At 72.8% G+C, this 19,613-nt stretch carries 19 protein-coding genes; 10 read left to right on the top strand and 9 right to left on the bottom strand.

Annotated elements, in window-relative coordinates:
- Positions 1-271 precede the first annotated feature (271 nt).
- Both purN and purH read left to right on the top strand, forming a co-directional pair.
- The gene (gene purN, locus ACFVFH_RS06320) at positions 272-928 is read left to right on the top strand and encodes a phosphoribosylglycinamide formyltransferase (protein ID WP_383764139.1); all 657 of its coding nucleotides are present in this window, start codon (positions 272-274) and stop codon (positions 926-928) included.
- Positions 915-2,468 carry a bifunctional phosphoribosylaminoimidazolecarboxamide formyltransferase/IMP cyclohydrolase gene (gene purH / locus ACFVFH_RS06325; protein ID WP_383764141.1) on the top strand — a complete coding sequence of 518 codons (1,554 nt, stop codon included), beginning with the start codon at positions 915-917 and terminating at the stop codon, positions 2,466-2,468. The genes purN and purH overlap by 14 nt, the downstream gene beginning before the upstream one ends.
- 65 nt (positions 2,469-2,533) lie before the next feature.
- On the opposite strand, the gene ACFVFH_RS06330 is transcribed toward purH, so the two are convergent.
- On the bottom strand, positions 2,534-3,271 hold the full coding sequence (locus ACFVFH_RS06330; protein ID WP_383764142.1) for an RDD family protein: 738 nt from the start codon (positions 3,269-3,271) through the stop codon (positions 2,534-2,536).
- Between the two features lie 225 nt (positions 3,272-3,496).
- Here ACFVFH_RS06330 and ACFVFH_RS06335 point away from each other — a divergent pair, with 225 nt between their 5' ends.
- The 3 genes from ACFVFH_RS06335 to ACFVFH_RS06345 all read left to right on the top strand — a co-directional run bounded on the left by ACFVFH_RS06335 (position 3,497) and on the right by ACFVFH_RS06345 (position 6,535).
- Positions 3,497-4,360: a bifunctional methylenetetrahydrofolate dehydrogenase/methenyltetrahydrofolate cyclohydrolase gene (locus tag ACFVFH_RS06335; RefSeq protein ID WP_093548990.1), complete on the top strand. Its 864-nt coding sequence runs from the start codon at positions 3,497-3,499 to the stop codon at positions 4,358-4,360.
- 29 nt (positions 4,361-4,389) lie between these two features.
- On the top strand, positions 4,390-5,058 hold the full coding sequence (locus ACFVFH_RS06340) for a DUF3017 domain-containing protein (RefSeq protein ID WP_383764145.1): 669 nt from the start codon (positions 4,390-4,392) through the stop codon (positions 5,056-5,058).
- Between the two features lie 487 nt (positions 5,059-5,545).
- Entirely contained in the window at positions 5,546-6,535 is a 990-nt protein-coding gene (locus ACFVFH_RS06345; RefSeq protein WP_383764148.1) for a malate dehydrogenase, read from the top strand.
- Positions 6,536-6,637: 102 nt separating this feature from the next.
- Here the strand turns inward: ACFVFH_RS06345 and ACFVFH_RS06350 are convergent, their stop codons facing one another.
- Together ACFVFH_RS06350 and ACFVFH_RS06355 are read right to left on the bottom strand one after the other, a co-directional pair.
- A complete protein-coding gene (locus ACFVFH_RS06350; RefSeq protein ID WP_383764151.1) occupies positions 6,638-7,372 on the bottom strand; it encodes an isocitrate lyase/phosphoenolpyruvate mutase family protein in 735 nt (244 codons plus the stop codon).
- Between the two features lie 84 nt (positions 7,373-7,456).
- Entirely contained in the window at positions 7,457-7,969 is a 513-nt protein-coding gene (locus ACFVFH_RS06355) for a carboxymuconolactone decarboxylase family protein (protein WP_383764154.1), read from the bottom strand.
- 47 nt (positions 7,970-8,016) lie between these two features.
- On the opposite strand from ACFVFH_RS06355, the gene ACFVFH_RS06360 reads away from it, so the two are divergent.
- Positions 8,017-9,420 (top strand): PLP-dependent aminotransferase family protein, encoded by a 1,404-nt coding sequence (locus tag ACFVFH_RS06360; RefSeq protein ID WP_383764156.1) that lies wholly within the window; start codon positions 8,017-8,019, stop codon positions 9,418-9,420.
- 17 nt (positions 9,421-9,437) lie between these two features.
- On the opposite strand, the gene ACFVFH_RS06365 is transcribed toward ACFVFH_RS06360, so the two are convergent.
- The 3 genes from ACFVFH_RS06365 to rocD all read right to left on the bottom strand — a co-directional run bounded on the left by ACFVFH_RS06365 (position 9,438) and on the right by rocD (position 12,702).
- Positions 9,438-10,292, bottom strand: a complete 855-nt coding sequence (locus ACFVFH_RS06365; protein WP_383765557.1) for a hypothetical protein — start codon at positions 10,290-10,292, stop codon at positions 9,438-9,440.
- Between the two features lie 187 nt (positions 10,293-10,479).
- Positions 10,480-11,250: an SMI1/KNR4 family protein gene (locus ACFVFH_RS06370; protein ID WP_383764159.1), complete on the bottom strand. Its 771-nt coding sequence runs from the start codon at positions 11,248-11,250 to the stop codon at positions 10,480-10,482.
- 246 nt (positions 11,251-11,496) lie between these two features.
- The gene (gene rocD, locus ACFVFH_RS06375) at positions 11,497-12,702 is read right to left on the bottom strand and encodes an ornithine--oxo-acid transaminase (protein ID WP_383764162.1); all 1,206 of its coding nucleotides are present in this window, start codon (positions 12,700-12,702) and stop codon (positions 11,497-11,499) included.
- 140 nt (positions 12,703-12,842) lie between these two features.
- On the opposite strand from rocD, the gene trpS reads away from it, so the two are divergent.
- Together trpS and ACFVFH_RS06385 are read left to right on the top strand one after the other, a co-directional pair.
- Positions 12,843-13,856, top strand: coding sequence for a tryptophan--tRNA ligase (gene trpS, locus ACFVFH_RS06380; RefSeq protein ID WP_383764165.1), 1,014 nt, complete (start codon positions 12,843-12,845; stop codon positions 13,854-13,856).
- A gap of 112 nt (positions 13,857-13,968) precedes the next feature.
- The gene (locus ACFVFH_RS06385; RefSeq protein ID WP_383764168.1) at positions 13,969-14,556 is read left to right on the top strand and encodes a 2'-5' RNA ligase family protein; all 588 of its coding nucleotides are present in this window, start codon (positions 13,969-13,971) and stop codon (positions 14,554-14,556) included.
- Positions 14,557-14,681: 125 nt separating this feature from the next.
- Here the strand turns inward: ACFVFH_RS06385 and ACFVFH_RS06390 are convergent, their stop codons facing one another.
- Positions 14,682-15,569, bottom strand: a complete 888-nt coding sequence (locus ACFVFH_RS06390) for an SDR family NAD(P)-dependent oxidoreductase (RefSeq protein WP_383764171.1) — start codon at positions 15,567-15,569, stop codon at positions 14,682-14,684.
- A 48-nt stretch (positions 15,570-15,617) separates the two neighbouring features.
- Positions 15,618-16,961 carry an FAD-binding protein gene (locus ACFVFH_RS06395; RefSeq protein WP_383764173.1) on the bottom strand — a complete coding sequence of 448 codons (1,344 nt, stop codon included), beginning with the start codon at positions 16,959-16,961 and terminating at the stop codon, positions 15,618-15,620.
- 143 nt (positions 16,962-17,104) lie between these two features.
- On the opposite strand from ACFVFH_RS06395, the gene ACFVFH_RS06400 reads away from it, so the two are divergent.
- On the top strand, positions 17,105-18,034 hold the full coding sequence (locus ACFVFH_RS06400; RefSeq protein ID WP_383764176.1) for a YihY/virulence factor BrkB family protein: 930 nt from the start codon (positions 17,105-17,107) through the stop codon (positions 18,032-18,034).
- Here the strand turns inward: ACFVFH_RS06400 and ACFVFH_RS06405 are convergent.
- A complete protein-coding gene (locus ACFVFH_RS06405) occupies positions 17,982-19,412 on the bottom strand; it encodes a D-alanyl-D-alanine carboxypeptidase (RefSeq protein WP_383764178.1) in 1,431 nt (476 codons plus the stop codon). The genes ACFVFH_RS06400 and ACFVFH_RS06405 overlap by 53 nt on opposite strands.
- Here ACFVFH_RS06405 and ACFVFH_RS06410 point away from each other — a divergent pair.
- A complete protein-coding gene (locus ACFVFH_RS06410) occupies positions 19,351-19,596 on the top strand; it encodes an SCO4848 family membrane protein (RefSeq protein ID WP_383764181.1) in 246 nt (81 codons plus the stop codon). The genes ACFVFH_RS06405 and ACFVFH_RS06410 overlap by 62 nt on opposite strands.
- Positions 19,597-19,613 lie beyond the last annotated feature (17 nt).

A 19,613-nucleotide genomic window follows, 5' to 3' on the forward strand; every position in this document is an offset into this window, starting at 1 on the left:
GCTGTCCCCTGACGCTACCTCCCGGCCAGGAGCGGCCGAAAGCTGGGAGCGCGGCCCGGACGGCCGATCTTCTCCGCCCGCGCCCGCCGCCCCTCCCCGGAGTCCGGCCCGCGGCCGCCCACCCCCGTCCCGAGGGGGCCCGCCGAGGTGCCGGTATCGTTGCTGACGGTCGGCTGGTTCGTAGAGTTCCCCGTATCGAGGGGCTCGGATCTTTCGTACGACCATACAAATCAGCGCCGCTCCGCTTCATCACGCGAGAAAGGGCCCAGCCGTGGCCTCCCCGCCCCCCTCCGCCGCCCCGGCCCGTCTGGTCGTGCTGGTCTCCGGTTCGGGTACGAACCTCCAAGCCCTGCTCGACGCCATCGAGGACGACCCCGAGGGCTTCGGCGCACGGATCGTCGCGGTCGGCGCCGACCGCTCCGGCATCGTCGGCCTGGAACGGGCGGAGCGCGCCGGACTGCCGACCTTCGTGTGCAGCGTCAAGGACCACGCCACCCGCGAGGAGTGGGATGCCGCGCTCGCGGCCGAGACCGCCCGGTTCCGCCCCGACCTCGTGGTGTCCGCGGGGTTCATGAAGATCGTGGGCAAGGAGTTCCTCGCCCGGTTCGGCGGCCGGTTCATCAACACCCACCCCGCCCTGCTCCCCAGCTTTCCCGGTGCCCACGGAGTGCGTGACGCGCTCGCGTACGGCGTGAAGGTCACCGGGTGCACCGTCCACTTCGTCGACGACGGTGTCGACACCGGTCCGATCATCGCGCAGGGCGTGGTCGAGGTGACCGAGGAGGACACGGCGGAGGGCGAAGCCGCTCTCCACGAACGCATCAAGGAAATCGAGCGCAAGCTGCTCGTCGAGGCCGTGGGGCGGCTCGCCCGTGACGGCCATCGCATTGAGGGACGAAAGGTTCATCTCGGTCATGTCGGTGAATAAGCCCATCCGCCGCGCCCTGGTCAGCGTCTACGACAAGACGGGGCTGGAAGACCTCGCCCGCGGTCTGCACGAGGCGGGTGTCGAGCTCGTCTCCACCGGCTCCACCGCCGGGAGGATCGCCGCCGCCGGAGTCCCGGTCACCAAGGTCGAGGAGCTCACCGGCTTCCCCGAGTGCCTCGACGGCCGCGTCAAGACGCTGCACCCGCGCGTCCACGCCGGCATCCTCGCCGACCTCCGCCTCGACGCCCACCGCGAGCAGCTCGCCGAGCTCGGCGTCGAGCCGTTCGACCTGGTGGTCGTCAACCTCTACCCGTTCAAGGAGACCGTCGCCTCCGGCGCCTCCGCCGACGAGTGCGTGGAGCAGATCGACATCGGCGGCCCCTCCATGGTCCGCGCCGCCGCCAAGAACCACCCGTCGGTCGCCGTCGTCACCAGCCCCGCGCGGTACGCCGACGTGCTGACCGCCGTCGCGGCGGGCGGCTTCGACCTGGCCGCCCGCAAGCGGCTGGCCGCCGAGGCGTTCCAGCACACCGCCGCGTACGACGTGGCCGTGGCCTCCTGGTTCGCCGCCGACTACGCCGCCGCCGACGACTCGGGCTTCCCCGACTTCTTCGGTGCGACGTACGCCCGCGAGAACGTCCTGCGCTACGGCGAGAACCCGCACCAGCCCGCCGCGCTCTACACCTCCGGCTCCGGCGGCCTCGCCGAGGCGGAGCAGTTGCACGGCAAGGAGATGTCGTACAACAACTACACGGACACCGACGCCGCGCGCCGGGCCGCGTACGACCACGCCGAGCCGTGCGTCGCGATCATCAAGCACGCCAACCCGTGCGGCATCGCGATCGCCGACGACGTCGCCGAGGCGCACCGCAACGCGCACGCCTGCGACCCGCTGTCGGCCTTCGGCGGTGTCATCGCCGTCAACCGCCCGGTGACCGTCGGGATGGCCGAGCAGGTCGCGGAGATCTTCACCGAGGTCATCGTCGCCCCGGCGTACGAGGACGGCGCGGTCGAGGTGCTGGCCCGCAAGAAGAACATCCGCGTGCTGCGCTGCCCCGAGGCGCCGTCGTCCGAGGTCGAGGTCAAGCCGATCGACGGCGGTGCGCTGCTCCAGGTCACCGACCGCCTCCAGGCCGAGGGCGACGACCCGGCCAACTGGACCCTCGCCACCGGCGAGGCCCTGGGCGCGGACGAGTTGAAGGAGCTCGCCTTCGCGTGGAAGGCCTGCCGCGCGGTCAAGTCCAACGCGATCCTGCTCGCCAAGGACGGCGCCTCGGTCGGCGTCGGCATGGGCCAGGTCAACCGTGTCGACTCCGCGAAGCTCGCCGTCGAGCGGGCGGGTGAGGAGCGTGCACGCGGTTCGTACGCCGCCTCCGACGCGTTCTTCCCGTTCCCGGACGGGCTGGAGATCCTGACCGCCGCGGGCGTCAGGGCCGTGGTCCAGCCGGGCGGTTCGGTCCGCGACGAGCTGGTCGTCGAGGCCGCGAAGAAGGCCGGAGTGACGATGTACTTCACGGGTACCCGGCACTTCTTCCACTGATCCTTACGGCGAAGGGCCGGAACTCCTCGCGGAGTTCCGGCCCTTCGCGCCGTACGGGGTGTGCGTTACTTCTTGACCACCAGGGTGCCCGCGGCACGGTCGTGCCAGCCCTGCAGCTTGCCGGAGTTGTCGAAGAACGGCGAGAGGTAGACGAGCAGCGCGCCGATGTAGCAGAGGAACACGCCGACGATCGGGATGATCCAGCGGATGAAGCCGGCGCCGAGGCCCGGGTTCAGGCCGGTGTTCTCCTTGACGACCTTCACGCTGAGGGCCATCTTGCCGAGGGTCGCGCCGAGCAGCGAGATCATCAGCCACTCGTAGAGCAGCGTGATCAGACCGAAGATCGCCACCATGCCGAGCATCGTGGCGATGATGCTGCCGCTCGCCTCGTTGACGCAGGACTGGTAGCCCGGGTCGAGGGAGGAGCCGCAGTCGTCGACGCTCTTGGCTATGCCCATCGCGCTGGCCACGCCGATGGCGCTGAGGATGCCGTAGAGGACACCGATGACCGCCGCGTCGATGCAGCGCGCGCCGAGGCGGCGGCCCATCGAGGCCACCTGGACGGTGCCCAGGACCGGGACGTTGATGTAGCCGTTGTTGGCCTGGAGGGTGCCCGGGGCCTGCTGCGGGTAGCCGTAACCCGGCTGACCCTGCGGCTGGCCCGGCTGCTGCGGGTAGCCGTAGCCCGGCTGGCCCTGCGGCGGCTGCTGCGGGTAGCCGTAACCGGGCTGACCCTGCGGCGGCTGGTTCGGCTGCTGGCCGTACGGGTTGTTCGGGTTCGGGTTCGGGTCGCCGAAACTCATCTGGGCGTTCCTCCAACGTGCGTGCGGGGACGATGCGGCCGCACGGAGGAAAGAAAGGTCAGTGGTCCGCCCCCCGGTACTTCTGCGGCACTGCGGCCATAATCGTTATAAGCAGAACATAAGTTTGTCCAGTCACCGTTGGTGGATGTTGCGCAAGTGCAACCTCGCGCCGCCCCCGGCGGCCGCAATTGGTATGCGGGCGGGGTCATCCGCGAGTATGGGGACATGACTGCCCAGATTCTCGATGGCAAGGCCACCGCAGCCGCGATCAAGTCCGATCTCACCGTCCGCGTGGCGGCCCTCAAGGCGCAGGGCATCACCCCTGGCCTGGGAACCCTGCTCGTCGGAGACGACCCGGGCAGCCGGTGGTACGTGAACGGCAAGCACCGCGACTGCGCGCAGGTCGGCATCGGCTCCATCCAGCGCGAACTCCCCGACACCGCCACGCAGGAGGAGATCGAGGACGTCGTACGGGAGCTCAACGCCAACCCCGAGTGCACGGGTTACATCGTGCAGCTGCCCCTCCCCAAGGGCATCGACACCAACCGCGTCCTGGAGCTGATGGACCCGGCCAAGGACGCCGACGGCCTGCACCCGATGAGCCTCGGCCGGCTCGTGCTGAACGAGACGGGCCCGCTGCCCTGCACCCCGCAGGGCGTCGTCCAGCTGCTCCGCCACCACGGCGTGGAGATCAACGGGGCGCACGTCGTGGTCGTCGGCCGCGGCGTCACCATCGGCCGCTCGATCCCGCTGCTGCTGACCCGCAAGTCCGAGAACGCCACCGTCACCCAGTGCCACACCGGTACGCGTGACCTCTCCGCCCACCTCAGGCAGGCCGACATCATCGTCGCCGCCGCCGGGGTGCCGCACATCATCAAGCCCGAGGACGTGAAGCCGGGGGCCGCCGTGCTCGACGTCGGCGTCAGCCGGGACGAGAACGGCAAGATCGTCGGGGACGTCCACCCGGGGGTCGCCGAGGTCGCCGCCTGGATCTCCCCGAACCCGGGCGGTGTCGGCCCGATGACCCGTGCCCAGCTGCTCGTCAACGTGGTCGAGGCGGCCGAGCGCGACGCGGCCGCCGCGGTCTGAGCCGTCCGACCCGATCCGGAGGGAACCCCATGGGTGCTGGTACGAGTCCGGCCGACCCGGCCGCCGAGGCGGACGGCACGTCCGCGGCGCCGCAGCGCGCGGACGCACCGGACGCGGCCGGGCCGGGCGCGGACGCGGGGACGGCGGACGAGGGGACGAAGGACACGTCCGCATCGGACACGGCCGGGCCCCGAGAGCCCGACGCGTCGGACGAGGGGGCGGCGGACGGAACCGGCCCCGGGCGGACCGGGGCCGCGTCCCCCGACGACGCCGCGGGCGAGGAGGCGGCCGGCGGTACGCGGCCGTCGCGGCGGTTCCCGTCGTTCACCCGGGACACCGCGCGCCCCGAGGGCGGCGGCAGGGCCGCGTCCGGGGACGCGCCCGCCCCGGCCCGTCAGTGGCCGCTGCTCGCCGTGCTCTGCACGGCCGGGGTGGGGCTGCTGATCGTCGCGGTCAACCCGTTCGCCGAGGCCTTCCGGGTCGGCACGATGCTGATCGGCGTCGCCCTCGTCGGGGGCGCCGTGCTGCGGCTGGTGGTGCCGTCGGTGGGCATGCTGGCGGTGCGGTCCCGCTTCACCGACCTGGTGACGTACGGGCTGCTCGGCTTCCTCATCGTGATGCTCGCTCTGGTGGCGCAGCCCAAGCCGTGGCTGGACATCCCGTTCCTGGAACACGCGGTCCACTTCACCATCCGCTGAGCCGGGCCGGACGGTCGGCCGGGCCGACCGGAGGGGTGTCCGTCCCTTCCCCCGAGGAGGGACGGACACCGGTACCGGAGCCCACCGGACCGCGAACGTCCTGGTACGCGGTGACGTGGGCGGCCCTGCCCCGACCGGAGTTCAGCCTGGTCGACGGGGTGGGCCCGTTCAAGGAATCACTGGGGCCTGTGGCACGGAAGTGACCATTCCGCCACCGTGTGAGCGTCCGGCAACGGAACCCCCGGACGGGGCCCCGCCACCGGGCCGCACCGGCGCCGCCACCGGGGCTCCGCCGCCTCCCGGACGACCGGGTCCGGCCGGGTGAGCGCCGTGTGACGCGTTGTGTGCGGTCCCACAGGGGGCAGGGCGGCCGGGAGGCCCCGGGTCGGATAGCCTGACCGCTGGATATCTCTTCACATCAAGATTCAGGGATGTCCAGCACCAGGGGCCAGGAACCCCCACCGCCAGCTGTCTAACGGAGATCGCCATGACCCGCACTCCCGTGAATGTCACCGTGACCGGCGCAGCCGGCCAGATCGGCTACGCGCTGCTCTTCCGCATCGCCTCCGGCCACCTGCTCGGCCCGGACGTGCCGGTCAACCTGCGTCTCCTGGAGATCCCGCAGGGCCTCAAGGCCGCCGAGGGCACCGCGATGGAGCTCGACGACTGCGCGTTCCCGCTGCTGCGCGGCATCGAGATCACCGACGACGCCGACAAGGCGTTCGACGGTGCCAACGTCGCCCTGCTCGTCGGCGCCCGCCCGCGCACGAAGGGCATGGAGCGCGGTGACCTGCTCTCCGCCAACGGCGGCATCTTCAAGCCCCAGGGCAAGGCCATCAACGACAACGCCGCGGACGACATCAAGGTCCTCGTCGTCGGCAACCCGGCCAACACCAACGCGCTCATCGCGCAGGCCGCCGCCCCGGACGTACCGGCCGAGCGCTTCACCGCGATGACCCGCCTGGACCACAACCGCGCGATCTCGCAGCTGGCCGCCAAGACCGGTGCCGCCGTCTCCGACATCAAGAAGCTGACGATCTGGGGCAACCACTCGGCGACCCAGTACCCCGACATCTTCCACGCGGAGATCGCGGGCAAGAACGCCGCCGAGCTCGTCGACGACGAGGCGTGGCTGGCCGACACCTTCATCCCGACCGTCGCCAAGCGCGGCGCCGCGATCATCGAGGCCCGTGGCGCGTCCTCGGCCGCCTCCGCCGCCAACGCCGCCATCGACCACGTGCACACCTGGGTCAACGGCACCGCCGCGGGCGACTGGACCTCCATGGGCATCCCCTCGGACGGCTCCTACGGCGTGCCCGAGGGCATCATCTCGTCCTTCCCGGTCACCACGAAGGACGGCGTGTACGAGATCGTCCAGGGGCTGGACATCAACGAGTTCTCCCGTGCGCGCATCGACGCCTCGGTCAAGGAGCTCACCGAGGAGCGCGACGCGGTGCGCGAGCTCGGCCTGATCTGATCCGTACGCACTCCACGCGTACCCCCACCGCCCCCGGCAGCACCCGTCGCCGGGGGCGGTGGCGTACCCGGGCGGCCCTGCGGCGGACGGGCCCGGTCCGGTCTACGCCTCGCGCAGTCCGTCCGCGATCCCGCGCAGCGCCGCCATGGCCCGGCGCTGAAGTCCGGGCCCGAAGGTGATCCGGGTGGCGCCCAGCTCGCCCAGCCGGCGCGGAGCCGGGCCGTCCGGCCGGGCCAGCGCGTTGAGCGGACCCGGGACGGCGGCGGCCAGCGCGGGCAGCGCCTCGGGCGGGGCCATGATCGGGTAGACGCAGTCCGCGCCCGCCGCCACGTACAGCAGCGCGCGGCGGACCGTCTCCGCCTGCGGGTCCGTGCCGTCCGGGACACCGTGGACATAGGTGTCCACGCGGGCGTTGACGAACAGCGCGTCGCCCGCGACCGCCCGCACCTCCGCGAGCCGGTCCGCCTGCCGCCGGGCGTCCACGAGCACGCCGTCGGTGGAGTCCTCCAGATTGCAGCCGACGGCTCCGGTGTCGAGGAGCCGCTCCACGAGTTCCTTCGGGGCCAGTCCGTAACCCGCCTCGATGTCCGCCGAGACCGGCACGGAGGCCGGGACGGCACGCACGATCCTGGCCACGGCCGCGAACATCTCGTCGGCGGGCGTCGCCCCGTCCTCGTAGCCGAGCGAGGCCGCGACCCCGGCACTGGGCGTGGCGAGCGCCGGGAAGCCCGCGTCGACGAGGACGCGTGCGCTCGCCGCGTCCCACGGGCCGGGGACGACCAGTGGGTCCCCGGGGGCGCGGTCGTGGTGCAGGGAGCGGAGGACGGAAGCGGTCACGCGGGGCTCCTGGGGCGTCGGGCGGCGGTGGGACACGGATACGGACACAGGCACGGGCCGGCCCGCGGGGCCGGCCGCACCGGGTCAGTGCTTGATGTCGCCCGGCTTGTAGTGGCCGGGGACCATACGGGTGGTCACCGCGAAGCGGTTCCAGGCGTTGATCGTGTTGATCGCGGCGAGGAGGTGGGCCAGCTCGGTCTCGTCGAACTGCTTGGCGGCCCGCTCCCACACCTCGTCCGGCACGAAACCGTCGGTCAGCACCGTGACCGCCTCGGTCAGCTCGATCGCCGCGAGCTCCTTGGGGGTGTAGTAGTGCTTCGACTCCTCCCATGCGCTGAGCTGGACGATCCGCTCGATGGACTCGCCCGCCGCGAGCGCGTCCTTGGTGTGCATGTCGAGGCAGAACGCGCAGTGGTTCAGCTGCGAGGAGCGGATCTTCACCAGCTCCCCGATGACGGGGTCGACGCCCCGGCGGGACGCCGCGTCCAGCCGCACCATCGCCTTGTAGACATCGGGTGCGAGCTGGGCCCACGACAGGCGCGGGGTGTGCTCGGGGTTGAGGTCGGAGGTCGGGTGGCTGTGCTCGTTGGTCGTCATGGGTACGACACTAGGCGCCGGATGGCATACCGGTATGGTCCATTTCCATGACAGATCCATGGGCCACTTTCGGGGCCGACCTGCATCTCGAAACGACCGGCGCCGCAGGGCTGCGGGCCGGCCTCATGGACGCCCTGCGCGAGGCCGTACGGACGGGACGGCTGGCCCCCGGGACCCGCCTCCCGTCGTCCCGCGGCCTCGCCGCCGACCTCGGCGTCGCCCGGAACACGGTCGCGGACGCCTACGCGGAGCTGGTCGCCGAGGGATGGCTCACCGCCCGGCAGGGCTCCGGCACCCGGGTGGCCCGGCGGGCCGAGCCGCGCCGGTCGCCCGCCAGGGCGATCCGGACCCGCGCGGTGCCGTCCCGGCCCACCCACAACCTGCTGGCCGGGTCGCCCGACCTCTCGACGTTCCCGCGCGCCGACTGGCTCAAGGCGTCCCGGCGCGCCCTGACCGCCGCACCCGACGAAGCCTTCGGCTACGGCGACCCGCGCGGACGCATCGAGCTGCGCACCGTGCTCGCCGACTACCTGGCACGGGCCCGCGGGGTGTACGCGGACCCGGAACGGATCATGATCTGCGCGGGTTTCGTGCAGGCGCTGAAGCTGATGGGGCCGGTGCTGCGCGGGCGGCGGGTGCGGGAGGTGGCCGTCGAGTCGTACGGACTGGACGTGCACTGGAACCTCCTCGGGGACGCCGGGCTGCGGCTGCCCCGCCTGCCGGTCGACGGACTCGGCGCGGTGACCGGCGAACTGGCCGGGCTGCGCGGCGCGGGCGCGGTGCTGATGACGCCCGCGCACCAGTTCCCGACGGGGGTGCCGCTCCACCCCGACCGGCGGGCCGCGGCCGTGGACTGGGCGCGCCGCACGGGCGGGCTGGTCCTGGAGGACGACTACGACGGCGAGTTCCGCTACGACCGGCAGGCGGTCGGCGCGCTCCAGGGCCTGGACCCCGAACACGTGGTGTACCTGGGGACGGCCAGCAAGTCGCTGGCCCCCGGGCTGCGGCTGGGGTGGATGGTGCTGCCGGAGGCCCTGGTGGGGGAGGTGATCGAGGCCAAGGGGCTGAGCGACTGGTCGTCGAGCGCGCCGGACCAGCTGACGCTCGCGGAGTTCATCGCGTCGGGCGCGTACGACCGCCATGTGCGCGCGATGCGGCTGCGCTACCGGCGCCGCCGCGACGAGCTCGTCGCGGCACTGGCGGAACGGGCCCCCGGCGTCCGGGTCAGCGGTATGGCGGCCGGGCTGCACGCCGTTCTCGACCTGCCCGGGGGCACCGAGGCATCGGTGCTCAGGGCCGCGGCCTGGCAGGGGCTGGCGCTGGAGGGGATGTCCCGCTTCCGGCACCCGGACGCCGCGCCGGACCGCGACGCGCTGGTCATCGGCTACGGAACCCCCACCGACAGCGCCTGGGCGGGCGCGCTGGACGCGCTCTGCCGGGTGCTGCCCTGAGCCCCGGGGCACGCCCCTCAGCGGTGTCCGGGGACCACCGGGTCCGGGCCGTCCGCCGGGGCCTCGCCGAACCGGGCCAGGGCCAGCGCCCCGGCCACCGCCACCACGAAACCGGCGACCGCCAGCCACTCCAGCCCCGTACGGGTACGGTCGCCGAGCCAGACGACGCCCACCAGCGCCGGGCCGACCGTCTCGCCGAGCACCATGCCGGCCGTCGCGGTGGTCACCGAACCGCGTTGCAGGGCCGAGGTCAGCAGCAGGAACGCCGAACCGCCGCCCAGCAGCAGCGCGTACGCGGCGGGGTTGGTGAGCAGCGCCACCGGGGACACGTCGTCGATCAGCCGGACCGTGACCTCGACCACCCCGAAACCGCAGCCCGCGCCGAGCCCCAGCGCGAGCGCCCGGGGCTTCTCCGGGAGGCGCCCGGCCGCCGCGCCGATCAGCAGGACGCCGAGGGCAATGCCCAGCATCGACCAGGCCAGGGCCGGTGAACCGGTCCCGCGGCCCTCGCCGCCGGAGGCGAGCCCCAGCATGCCGAGACCGGCGCAGACGACGCCGACCGCGCTCCACTCCACGGCGCTCAGCCGCACCCTCAGCAGCCGGGCGGCGGCCACCGCGGTCACCGCGAGACTCGCGGCCAGCGCGGCGCCCACCGCGTAGATCGGCAGGGAGCGCAGGGCGATGATCTGGAGGACGAAGCCGCAGCCGTCCAGGGCGAGTCCGGCGAGGTAGCGCCACTGGCGCAGGGCGCGCAGCAGCAGCGCGGGATCGACCCCGGCGTCCGACCCCGGCTCGGCGGCGGCCCGCGCGGCGACGGCCTGGAGGACCGAGGCCGTACCGAAGCAGACGGCCGCGCCGAGCGCGCAGATCATTCCGAGGAGCACGGAGGGACTCTACTCGCGGACGGTGCGGCTCCCCCTGCTTCCTGTCGTGCCCGGCAGCCCTCTCCGCTCTCCCGTCTCCCGGGCCGTACGCCCTGACCGGACCGGGGATCGCGCCCGCGGACCCGGCGCGATTCGGCCCGTCCGGATGATCCCGGTCCGTCCGGACCGGCGCGGCTCAGCCGGGCAGGGGACCGCCCGCGCGCAGCCAGCCGGGCAGGTCGTCCGTCACCCACTCGCCCGCCGCTTCGGCGTCCGCGCAGATCGCGCCCAGTCCGAGCCGGTGCACGGAGACGCGGTCGCGGCCGTGGCGGCGCATGAGGAGCCCGCCGCCCCCGCTGTCGTCGCCGACCAGCACCCAGTCCGGCGCGTACCGGGGCACCTCGAAGGTCTCGTTGCGCTCCCCGATGCTCTGCGGGCCGTAGACGTGCACCCCGTTGCCGAGCAGCACGCCCGGCGTCGACCGCCAGAGCCGGGCGACCGCGGGATTGGGCCCGTCCCGCAGCCCGCGCAGCCGTGCCGCCTGGACGGCCAGGAACCCGGCGAAGGACTCCGCCACCGGGTACTCGCTCCCGTCGGCGCCGTCCCGGCACACCACCGGGTACTCCCCGTCCCCGGCCTCCCCGCTCCGGTCGAGGGCGAAGTGGAAGGAGTCGCCGCAGTCCGGCTCGACGGCGAAGCAGAGCCGGTCGCCGGTCAGCCGCCACCCCGCGGTGATGGCCTCGTCCATGTCGTCCGTGTCGTCGGCGGGCCCGGCCGTCGCGATGTCGGCGTCCCCGGCCCGGCCGTGGCCGAACTCCGCCAGCCACCAGCGGTACGACGGCGGCAGTGGGCCGACGCGGGCCTCGGCCGCGGCGATCAGCGCCTCCGGCACGGAGCCGGCCGTTCCGCGGCCGAACCCCGGCGAGGCGTCGACCAGTTCGCGCAGCAGTGTCAGGTCAGGTTCCACGGCGCCGAGTCTGCCAGGGCACCCCGCACGCGGTCCCGCCCGGCCTCCGGTCACGGGGTCCGGCCCGCGGTCCCGCCTGGCCTCCGGTACGGGGTCCGGCCCGCGACCCCGCCGGGCCTCCGGTACCGGCCCTCGGCCCCGCCGGGCCTCCGGTACGGGCCCTTGGCGCCGCCTGGCCCCCGGTTACGGGGCCCGGCCCTCGGCCCCGTCCGGCCTCCGCTGCCGGGCCCGCCCCGGCCCCCCGTCTCAGCCGCGCAGGACGGCGCGGAGCTGTTCGAGGCCCCAGTCCAGGTCCTCCTTGCTGATCACCAGGGGCGGGGCGATGCGGATCGTCGAGCCGTGGGTGTCCTTGACCAGCACCCCGCGGTCCATCAGCTTCTCGGAGATCTCCCGGCCCGTGCCGAGGGCCGGGGCGATGTCCACGCCCGCCCACAGCCCGCGGCCCCGTACCGCCTCCACCGCGCCGCCGCCCGTCAACAGCCCCAGCTCCTGATGCAGGTGCTCGCCCAGCTCGGCCGCCCGCTGCTGGTACTCGCCGGTGCGGAGCATCGCGATCACCTCCAGCGCGACCGCGCAGGCCAGCGGATTGCCGCCGAACGTCGAACCGTGCTCGCCGGGCCGGAACACCCCGAGCACGTCCTGGGAGGAGACCACCGCCGACACCGGCACCACACCGCCGCCCAGTGCCTTGCCGAGCACGTACATGTCCGGCACGACCCCCTCGTGCTCGCAGGCGAAGGTCCGCCCGGTCCGGCCCAGGCCCGACTGGATCTCGTCCGCGATGAACAGGACGTTCCGCTCCCGCGTGAGCGCCCGCACCCCCGGGAGGTAGCCCGGCGGCGGCACCAGCACCCCGGCCTCGCCCTGGATCGGCTCCATGAGCACCGCCACGGTGTTCTCGGTCATCGCCTCCCGGAGCGCCGTGAGGTCCCCGTACGGCACGATCTCGAACCCTGGGGTGTAGGGGCCGAAGTCCTGCCGCGCCTCCGGGTCCGTGGAGAAGCTGATGATCGTCGTCGTCCGGCCGTGGAAGTTGTTCGCGGCGACGATGATCTTCGCCATGCCGTCCGGGACGCCCTTCACCCGGTATCCCCACTTGCGCGCCGTCTTCACCGCGGTCTCCACGGCCTCCGCGCCGGTGTTCATCGGCAGCACCGCCTCCATGCCGCACAGCTCGGCCAGCCGCGTGCAGAAGTCGGCGAACCGGTCGTGGTGGAAGGCGCGCGAGGTGAGGGTCACCCGCTCCAGCTGGGCCTTGGCGGCGTCGATCAGGCGCCGGTTGGCGTGACCGAAGTTGAGTGCCGAGTAGCCGGCCAGCAGGTCGAGGTAGCGGCGGCCCTCGACGTCCGTCATCCAGGCCCCGTCCGCCGTGGCGACGACGACGGGCAGCGGATGGTAGTTGTGCGCGCTGTGCGCCTCGGCGGAGGCGATGGCGGTTTCCGTGGTCGACACGGGATCTCCGTTCGTCGTGCGGCGTGGGCGGGGTGGTGCCCACTTTGTATCGTCGGTCGGATCCGTGGTGAGGAAACCTGTATTCTGCGGCGCGCCAGGCCGGTCGGGGGCCGGTGCCCGCACCTGAGACAATGAGTTCCATGGCCTCTGAACGCCCCCGCGTGCTCTCCGGAATCCAGCCCACCGCAGGCTCGTTCCACCTCGGCAACTACCTCGGCGCGGTCCGCCAGTGGGTGGCGCTGCAGGAATCCCACGACGCCTTCTACATGGTCGTGGACCTGCACGCGATCACCATCCCGCAGGACCCCGCGGAGCTGCGCGCGAACACCAGGCTCGCCGTCGCCCAGCTCCTGGCCGCCGGTCTCGACCCGGAGCGCTGCACGCTGTTCGTCCAGAGCCATGTCCCCGAGCACGCCCAGCTGGGCTGGATCATGAACTGCCTCACCGGCTTCGGCGAGGCGTCGCGGATGACGCAGTTCAAGGACAAGTCCGCCAAGCAGGGTGCCGACCGCACCACGGTCGGTCTCTTCACCTACCCGATGCTGATGGTGGCCGACATCCTGCTGTACCAGGCCGACCAGGTCCCGGTCGGCGAGGACCAGCGCCAGCACCTGGAGCTGACCCGCAACCTCGCCGAGCGGTTCAACGGCGGCTACGGCGACACGTTCACCGTGCCGGACCCGTACATCCTCAAGGAGACGGCGAAGATCTACGACCTCCAGGACCCGTCGGCGAAGATGAGCAAGTCGGCGCCGACCCCGAAGGGCCTGATCAACCTCCTGGACGAGCCGAAGGCCACCGCCAAGAAGGTGAAGAGCGCGGTCACCGACACCGACACGGTCATCCGCTTCGACCGGGCCGAGAAGCCCGGCGTCAGCAATCTGCTGAGCATCTACTCGACACTCACCGGGACCGGTATCGCGGATCTGGAGCAGAAGTACGAGGGCAAGGGCTACGGTGCGCTCAAGACCGACCTCGCCGAGGTCATGGTCGAGTTCGTCACACCGTTCCGGACCCGCACCCAGGAATACCTGGACGACCCGGAGACGCTGGACTCGATCCTGGCCAAGGGCGCGGAGAAGGCCCGTGCCGTCGCGGCCGAGACCCTGGCCCTGACGTACGACCGGATGGGCTTCCTGCCCGCGAAGCACTGAGTCCAAGGACCCTGGCGGTTTCGCGACCGCAGGCGTCACACTGGCGACGGGAAGTCGAATCGGCCGATGGCCGAAAACAGGCCATCGATCATCGAGGATTGAGGAGGACGACGTGGGGACCGTAACGCTCGGCGTTTCGATCGCGGTCCCGGAGCCCTACGGCAGCCTGCTCCAGGAGCGGCGCGCGAGCTTCGGGGATCCTGCCGCGTACGGCATTCCCACCCACGTCACCCTGCTCCCGCCGACCGAGGCCGAGGCGGCCGCCCTGCCCGCGATCGAGGCGCACCTCGCCCAGATCGCGACGGGCGGCCGGCCCTTCCCGATGCGGCTGTCCGGCACGGGCACCTTCCGCCCCCTCTCGCCGGTGGTCTTCGTCCAGGTCGTCGAGGGCGCCGCGGCCTGCACCTGGCTCCAGAAGCGGGTCCGGGACGCCTCCGGGCCGCTGGTGCGCGAGCTCCAGTTCCCGTACCACCCGCATGTGACCGTGGCGCACGACATCGCCGAGGAGGCGATGGACCGGGCGTACACGGAGCTCGCCGACTACGAGGCCGCCTGGACCTGCGGTTCCTTCGCGCTGTACGAGCAGGGCACCGACCGGGTCTGGCGGAAGATCAACGAGTTCCCGTTCGGCGCCGGGGGCGCCGCCTCCGCCGTGCCCGCGCAGGGCGGCTCCGCCGTGGACGCGCCCTCCCTGTACTGACCGGCGCGGCGCTGTCGGCGCGGCTGCCGCCCGCCTCACCGCCGGGCCCGGCGCCCGCCGCTGCCGCTGCCCGCCGCTGCCGTCCGCCGCACCGACCTCCGGCGGCGTCCGCCGGGAGCGTCCGCTCAGATCGGCAGCCGCCGGAACAACGGACGCGGCACATGCCGCAGCGCCGACATCACCGCACGCAGCGATCCGGGCACCCAGACCGTCTCCGAACGCCGCCGCAGCCCCGTCACGATGGCCTCCGCGACCGCCTCCGGCGTGGTGGTGAGCGGTGGCGCCTCCAGCGGCGCCGAGGCGAACCGGGCCGAGGCCGACCGGGCCGCGACGATCCGCTCCGGCGCGAGCAGCCCCGCCCCGCCCCGGGCCGTCACCTGCGGCGCACCGGCCCCCGCCTCCGTGCCCGGCCCCGAGCCCGGCGCCGGAGCGGCGACGGGCCGTACGACGCCGGGGCGTACGACCATGACGTGCACCCCGGTCCCGTGCAGCGCGTCCCCCAGCCCCTGCGTGAACGCGTCCAGGCCCGCCTTGCTGGACCCGTAGATGAAGTCGGCGCGCCGGGCGCGTTCGCCCGCCACCGAGGAGAGCACCACCAGCGAGCCGTGTCCCTGCGCCTGGAGGGCTCCGGCGCACACCAGCCCGGCGGAGACCGCCCCCGTGTAGTTGGTCTGGGCGACCCGGACCGCGGCGAGCGGCTCCTCCTCGTCGCGCCCCTGGTCGCCCGCGATGCCGAAGGCGAGCAGCACCATGTCGATGTCGTCCTCGGCGAAGACCGCGCCGAGCACGGCCTCGTGCGACTCGGCGTCGAGGGCGTCGAAGCCGACCGTACGGACGTCGGCGCCGCGGGCCCGCAGATCGGCGGCGGCCGCGTCGAGCGCGGGGGAGGGACGCCCGGCCAGCCGGACCGTGCGGGTCCGCAGGGCGATCAGCCGCCGCGCGGTGGCCAGGGCGATCTCCGAGGTGCCGCCGAGGACGAGCAGGGACTGGGGGGCTCCGAAGGCGTCCTTCACGGGAACACTCCTTGCGAGGGTGGGGAGGATGGGGCGGACTGCGGTGGTTCAGAGCGACAGGCGGCGCGAGAGGTCCGAGCGGAAGGCCCCGTCCGGGTCCAGCTCGGCGCGCAGCGACCGGAAGTCGGACAGCCTCGGATACATCGCGGCCAGCAGCTCCGGCCTCAGCCGGGAGTCCTTCGCCAGGCAGACCCGGCCGCCCGCCCCCGCCACCTCCTCGTCCAGCGAGTCCAGGAACCGGGCCAGACCGGGCAGCGCGGCGGGCAGGTCGAGGGCGAGCGTCCAGCCGGGCACCGGGAAGGACAGCCAGCCCGGGTCCCCGGCGCCGAACCGCTTGAGCACGGCGTCCGACGCCGGACAGCGCCGCCGGGAGATCCGGTGCACGATCCGGCGCAGCACCTCCTCCTGGCCGTGCCCCACGGCGAACTGGTAGCGCACGGACCCGGCCCGTCCGGCGGTCCGGTGCCACCGCGGCAGACCATCGCGGGGGTGGAAGAACGGGGCGATCCGCTGGAGTTCGCCGATCCGGTACGGGGGCGCGCTCCGGTACCGGAGCGCGTTGAAGAGGGTGGCCGGGGCACCCCCGAGCAGCGCCTCCGGCGCGAGGGCGGCGGCCGGCGGCCCCGGTCGGAACGAGAGGGGTGCGCGCCGAGCGCGCGCCGGGAGTGCGTACCGGGGTACGTGCTCCGCCCGGGTGAGCACGCCGCGCCCCGTCGCCCGGCCCCGGGCGCGCAGGTCGATCCAGGCGGACGAGTAGCGGTAGCGGTGGTCCCCGGCGGTGAGCCGGTCCAGCAGGTCGTCCAGGTCCACGGCGCGTTCGGTGTCGACCGACATCCACGAGCTGGTGACGTGGTGGCATTGGAGCGTGGCCGAGAGGATCACCCCCGTCAGGCCGAGGCCGCCCGCGGTCGCGTCGAAGAGGGCGGTGCCGGGCCGGACCGTACGGATCTCGCCCCCGGCGGTCAGGAGTTCGAGCTCCTGGACGTGCCGGGAGAAGGAGCCGGCGAGGTGCTGGTCGCGGCCGTGGATGTCGGCGCCGATCGCGCCGCCCACGGTGACGTGACGGGTCGTGGGCGTGCCGGGGACGAACCAGCCGAGCGGCAGCAGGACCTCCGCCAGCCGGTGCAGGCCGACCCCGGCGTCGCAGACCACGCGTCCGGAACCGGCGTCGATGGTGCGGATCCGGTTCAGCGCGGTCATGTCGAGGACCGAGCCGCCCGCGTTCTGCGCCGCGTCCCCATGGGCCCGGCCGAGGCCCCGGGCGATGGAGCCACGCGGCCCGCAGCCGCGTACCGTCGCCGCCGCCTCCTCGTACGAACGGGGGCGGAAGCGCAGGGCGGTCGTCGGGGCGGTACGGCCCCAGCCGGTCAGGGACACGGTGTCGACAGACATGACCGTGACCGTATCGCCCGGGAAAACCCTTTTGAGGTATTTGTTACAACACTCACCGGTATGGGTTACTGAGAGGGGGTCAGTCCGTACGGCGGCGGGGCCCGGTGCCGGTTTTCCGGAGCCGGGAGGGTAGTCGTACGGTCATGGACTGGCTGAGAAACCTCCCCGTCATCGGGCCGATCGTCGCCCGGCTGATGGCGACGCACGCCTGGCGTTCCTACGAGACGCTGGAGCGGGTCCACTGGACCAGGCTCGCCGCCGCGATCACCTTCATCAGCTTTCTGGCGCTCTTCCCGCTGATCGCGGTCGGCGCGGCGATCGGTGCCGCGCTGCTCTCCACCGAGCAGCTCCACCGGATCGAGGAGAAGCTCGCCGAGCAGGTGCCGGGCATCTCCGACCAGCTCGGCATCGACAGCCTGGTCACCCACGCGGGCACGGTCGGTCTGGTGGCCGGTGCCCTGCTGCTCCTCACCGGCATCGGCTGGATCGGCTCGATGCGGGACTGTCTGCGCGCCGTCTGGGGCCTGGACGACGTGAGCCTGGGCAATCCGGTCCTGCGCAAGCTCAAGGACGCGGGGCTGCTGTTCGGCCTCGGCGGGGCGGCGCTCGCCACCTTCGCCGTGTCGTCGGTCGGCTCCGTCGCCGTCGGCCGGGCCGCGGATCTGCTGGGCATCTCGGACCGGGGCGCGGGCGGGGTGGTGCTGCGGGTGGCCGCCCTGGTCGTGGCGGCGCTCGCCGGGTTCCTGCTGCTGCTCTATCTGCTGACCCTGCTGCCCGGCGTCGAGCCGCCGCGGCGCAGGCTGCTGGTCGCCGGGGCGATCGGCGCGGTCTGCTTCGAACTGCTCAAGCTGCTGCTCGGCAGCTATATGCAGAGCGTGGCGTCGAAGAGCATGTACGGCGCCTTCGGGGTGCCGGTCGCGCTGCTGCTGTGGATCAACTTCTCGGCGCGGCTGCTGCTGTTCTGCGCCGCCTGGACGGCGACGCAGAACAGCGAGGAGGCCGGGGAGGCGCCCGCGGCCGTCAGGGGCGGGGACGGCGGCGCATCAGGTCCGGCAGCGGCCAGCGCCGGTTGACCAGGAACACCCCGCCGGCCAGCAGCACCAGGACGCCCCCGACGATGCCCAGCGCGACCCCGACACCGCCGCCCCCGTCCTCGGACGCGGCGCTCTTGGAGCCGTGCGCGGGGCCGTTGCGGCCCTCGCCCTTGCCCTGGGCGGCCGCCGGGCCCTTCCCGGTGTCGGTGGTGGCGGACCTCGGGGCCACCAGTTCGCCGACCGGGGTCACCTTGCCGCTCGCGTCGAAGCCCCAGTCGAGCAGGTCGGCGGCTTCGTCGTAGACGGCGTGGGGCTTCTCGGACGACGGGTTCATGACGGTGACGAGCAGCACCTTGCCGTCGCGTTCGGCGACGCCCGTGAAGGTGTTGCCCGCCTGCGTGGTGTAGCCGTTCTTGACGCCCGCGATGCCCTTGTACGGCTCGACGCCGCCCGCGCCGGTGAGCAGCTTGTTGGTGTTCTGGATGGCGAAGCTCTCGCGCTTCCCGTTCTTCTCCTCGCCGGGGAACTGCGCCTCGGCCGTCGAGCAGTACTCCCGGAAGTCCGCCTTCTGGAGCCCGCTGCGGGCGAACAGCGTCAGGTCGTAGGCGCTGGAGACCTGTTTGGGCGCGTCGTACCCGTCGGGCGACACCACCTTCGTGTCGAGGGCCTGCAACTCCTCGGCGTGCGCCTGCATGGCGTCGACGGTCTTGGGGACGCCGCCGTACATCGAGGACAGCACGTGCACCGCGTCGTTGCCCGAGCGCAGGAACACCCCGAGCCACAGGTCGTGGACCGTGTAGGTGAGCTTCTCCTTGATGCCGACCAGGCTGCTGCCCTCGCCGACGTCGGCTAGGTCCTCGTCCTTGACCGTGTACTTCTGGGTCTTCGGCTGGAGCGCGGGCATCACGGTGTCCGCGAAGAGCATCTTCAGGGTGGAGGCGGGAGGCAGCCGCCAGTGCGGGTTGTGCGAGGCGAGGACCTGGCCGCTCTCCGCGTCCGCGACGATCCAGGACCTGCCCGTGAGGCCCTTCGGCAGCACCGGGGCGTCCGGCCCCAGCGTCACCTGCGTGCCGGCCCGGCCCAGCAGTTCGCCACCGACCTGGGACATGTCCGCGGGCGGCTTGGGCTGGTCGTCGGAGGCGTCCTTGCCGACTGCCGATGCCGGGCTGACAACAAAAGTGGACAACAAGGCGGCAGAGATGACCGTCATCGCGGTCTTTTTGAGAGCAGGCACGGTCGGAAACGTACATGCAGAAGATATGAAAATGGGTACGGATGGCTTGACCCGCCGGGTGTACCGCCGGGACAGCCCACCCCGTGCCGCCCGGCCGGAGCGCGGCGGAGATACTGGGGCCATGAAGCTCAGCCGCCCCGTCTCCTGGTTCCTGCTCGCCTTCGGGGTGTGGAGCTGGTTCATCTGGATCACTTTCGTCAAGAACCTGTGGAAGGACGGCAGCGGACTCGCCTTCGACGACGCGGGTGACCCGACTGCGTACTTCTGGGTACATCTGCTGCTCGCCATCACGTCCTTTCTCCTGGGGACGGCTGTCGGTGTGATCGGGTTCCGTGGCGTCAGGGCGCTCCGCCGCGCACAGGCGTAACGAGCCGTACGACGGGA

The sequence above is a fragment of the Streptomyces sp. NPDC057697 genome (assembly GCF_042799335.1).
GTDB lineage: Bacteria > Actinomycetota > Actinomycetes > Streptomycetales > Streptomycetaceae > Streptomyces.

Excerpts from the sequence above, each read along its gene's own strand:
- purH (WP_383764141.1), top strand. The coding sequence starts at position 915 with ATGTCGGTGAATAAGCCCATCCGCCGCGCCCTGGTCAGCGTCTACGAC.
- ACFVFH_RS06330 (WP_383764142.1), bottom strand. The coding sequence starts at position 3,271 with ATGAGTTTCGGCGACCCGAACCCGAACCCGAACAACCCGTACGGCCAG.
- ACFVFH_RS06335 (WP_093548990.1), top strand. The coding sequence starts at position 3,497 with ATGACTGCCCAGATTCTCGATGGCAAGGCCACCGCAGCCGCGATCAAG.
- ACFVFH_RS06340 (WP_383764145.1), top strand. The coding sequence starts at position 4,390 with ATGGGTGCTGGTACGAGTCCGGCCGACCCGGCCGCCGAGGCGGACGGC.
- ACFVFH_RS06345 (WP_383764148.1), top strand. The coding sequence starts at position 5,546 with ATGACCCGCACTCCCGTGAATGTCACCGTGACCGGCGCAGCCGGCCAG.
- ACFVFH_RS06355 (WP_383764154.1), bottom strand. The coding sequence starts at position 7,969 with ATGACGACCAACGAGCACAGCCACCCGACCTCCGACCTCAACCCCGAG.
- ACFVFH_RS06360 (WP_383764156.1), top strand. The coding sequence starts at position 8,017 with ATGACAGATCCATGGGCCACTTTCGGGGCCGACCTGCATCTCGAAACG.
- ACFVFH_RS06365 (WP_383765557.1), bottom strand. The coding sequence starts at position 10,292 with ATGATCTGCGCGCTCGGCGCGGCCGTCTGCTTCGGTACGGCCTCGGTC.
- trpS (WP_383764165.1), top strand. The coding sequence starts at position 12,843 with ATGGCCTCTGAACGCCCCCGCGTGCTCTCCGGAATCCAGCCCACCGCA.
- ACFVFH_RS06395 (WP_383764173.1), bottom strand. The coding sequence starts at position 16,961 with ATGTCTGTCGACACCGTGTCCCTGACCGGCTGGGGCCGTACCGCCCCG.
- ACFVFH_RS06400 (WP_383764176.1), top strand. The coding sequence starts at position 17,105 with ATGGACTGGCTGAGAAACCTCCCCGTCATCGGGCCGATCGTCGCCCGG.
- ACFVFH_RS06410 (WP_383764181.1), top strand. The coding sequence starts at position 19,351 with ATGAAGCTCAGCCGCCCCGTCTCCTGGTTCCTGCTCGCCTTCGGGGTG.
- ACFVFH_RS06405 (WP_383764178.1), bottom strand. The coding sequence starts at position 19,412 with ATGAACCAGCTCCACACCCCGAAGGCGAGCAGGAACCAGGAGACGGGG.